General features: G+C 63.5%; 2 protein-coding genes. Both read left to right on the top strand.

What is annotated here, in order from left to right:
- On the top strand, positions 1–783 hold a 783-nt coding region (locus tag ACFZPT_RS26495; RefSeq protein WP_379555938.1), incomplete at its 5' end, for a substrate-binding domain-containing protein.
- The coding region (araG, locus tag ACFZPT_RS26490) for an L-arabinose ABC transporter ATP-binding protein AraG (RefSeq protein ID WP_379555939.1) at positions 780–2,089 on the top strand (1,310 nt) is incomplete at its 3' end. The genes ACFZPT_RS26495 and araG, both read left to right, overlap by 4 nt.

Genomic DNA, 2,089 nt, shown 5'->3' with positions numbered 1-2,089 from the left:
ACCCTGTCGGCCATCGACAGCCTGGCCGCCAATGGCGCCAAGGGTTTTGTGATCTGCCCGCCGGATGTGTCCCTCGGCCCGGCGATTGTGGCCAAGGCCAAGCTCAACGATATGAAAGTCATGGCGGTGGACGACCGTTTCGTCGACGCCAAGGGCAAGTTTATGGAAGACGTGCCGTACCTGGGCATGGCCGCGTTTGAGGTGGGCCAGAAGCAGGGCGCGGCCATGGCGGATGAAGCGAAAAAACGCGGTTGGGACTGGAAAGAAACCTACGCGGTGATCACCACTTTCAACGAGCTCGATACCGGTAAGAAACGCACCGACGGTTCGATCGATTCGCTGAAGAAAGCCGGCATCCCCGCGGACCATATCCTCACCGCGCCGCTGAAAACCCTGGACGTACCGGGCAGCATGGACGCCGCCAACTCGGCGCTGGTCAAACTCCCAAGCGGCGTGAAAAACCTGATCATCGGCGGTATGAACGACAACACCGTGCTCGGCGGCGTGCGCGCCACTGAAGCGGCCGGTTTCAAGGCGGCCAATGTGATCGGGATCGGCATCAATGGCACCGATGCCATCGGCGAACTGAAAAAACCCGACAGCGGCTTCTACGGCTCCATGCTGCCAAGCCCGCATATCGAAGGCTACAAAACCGCCGAGATGATGTTCGAGTGGGTGACCACCGGCAAAGAGCCGCCTAAATACACCGCCATGGACGAAGTGACCCTGATCACCCGCGCCAACTTCCAGGAAGAACTGACCAAGATCGGGCTGTGGAAATGACCGCTGCGGCCTTGCGGTTTGACGGCATCGGCAAGACCTTTCCCGGGGTCAAGGCGCTGGACGGCATCAGTTTTACCGCCCAGCCCGGGCAAGTGCATGCGTTGATGGGCGAGAACGGCGCGGGCAAATCGACCCTGCTGAAGATCCTCGGCGGAGCCTATATCCCCAGCAGCGGCGCGCTGCAGATCGGCGCGCAGACCCTGGCCTTCAAATGCGCGGCCGACAGCATCGCCAGCGGCGTGGCGGTGATTCACCAGGAGCTGCACCTGGTGCCGGAAATGAGCGTGGCCGAGAACCTGTTTCTCGGCCATTTGCCCACGCGCTGGGGCGTGGTCAACCGTGGCTTGCTGCGCAAGCAGGCCCTGGCGTGCCTCAAGGGCCTGGCCGATGAAATCGACCCGGACCAGAAGCTCGGGCGTCTGTCCCTGGGCCAGCGCCAATTGGTGGAAATCGCCAAGGCGCTGTCCCGTGGCGCCCATGTGATCGCCTTCGACGAGCCCACCAGCAGCCTCTCGGCGCGGGAGATTGACCGCTTGATGGCGATCATCACGCGCCTGCGCGACGAGGGCAAAGTGGTGCTCTACGTGTCGCACCGCATGGAAGAAGTGTTCCGCATCTGCGACGCGGTCACGGTGTTCAAGGACGGCCGCTACGTGCGTACGTTCGAGGACATGAGCGCGCTGACCCACGACCAGTTGGTGACCTGCATGGTCGGTCGCGATATTCAGGACATCTACGACTACCGCCCGCGCGAGCACGGCGAGGTGGCGCTCAAGGTCGACGGTCTGCTTGGCCCTGGGCTGCGCGAGCCGGTGAGTTTCCAGGTGCGCAAAGGCGAAATCCTCGGCCTGTTCGGCCTGGTGGGGGCCGGGCGTACGGAGCTGTTCCGTCTGCTCAGCGGCCTGGAGCGTGCCAGCGCCGGCAGCCTGGCGCTGGAGGGTGAGCCATTGCAGTTGCGCTCGCCGCGCGACGCCATCGCCGCCGGGGTGCTGCTGTGCCCCGAAGACCGCAAAAAGGAAGGCATCATCCCGCTGTCCAGCGTGGCCGAGAACATCAACATCAGTGCTCGTGGCGCCCACTCGCGGTTCGGCTGGCTGCTGCGCGAGGGCTGGGAAAAGGGCAACGCCGCGCACCAGATCCAGGCGATGAAAGTCAAAACCCCGAACGCCGCGCAGAAGATCCTGTACCTCTCCGGCGGCAACCAGCAGAAAGCCATTTTGGGCCGCTGGCTGTCGATGCCGATGAAAGTGCTGTTGCTCGACGAACCGACCCGCGGCATCGACATCGGCGCCAAGGCCGAGATCTA

Source organism: Pseudomonas sp. MD330_10, assembly GCF_042610415.1.
Classification (GTDB): domain Bacteria; phylum Pseudomonadota; class Gammaproteobacteria; order Pseudomonadales; family Pseudomonadaceae; genus Aquipseudomonas; species Aquipseudomonas rhodesiae.
Note: the sequence above shows the minus strand (reverse complement) of the source record. Positions and strands in the feature narration are given on the sequence as shown.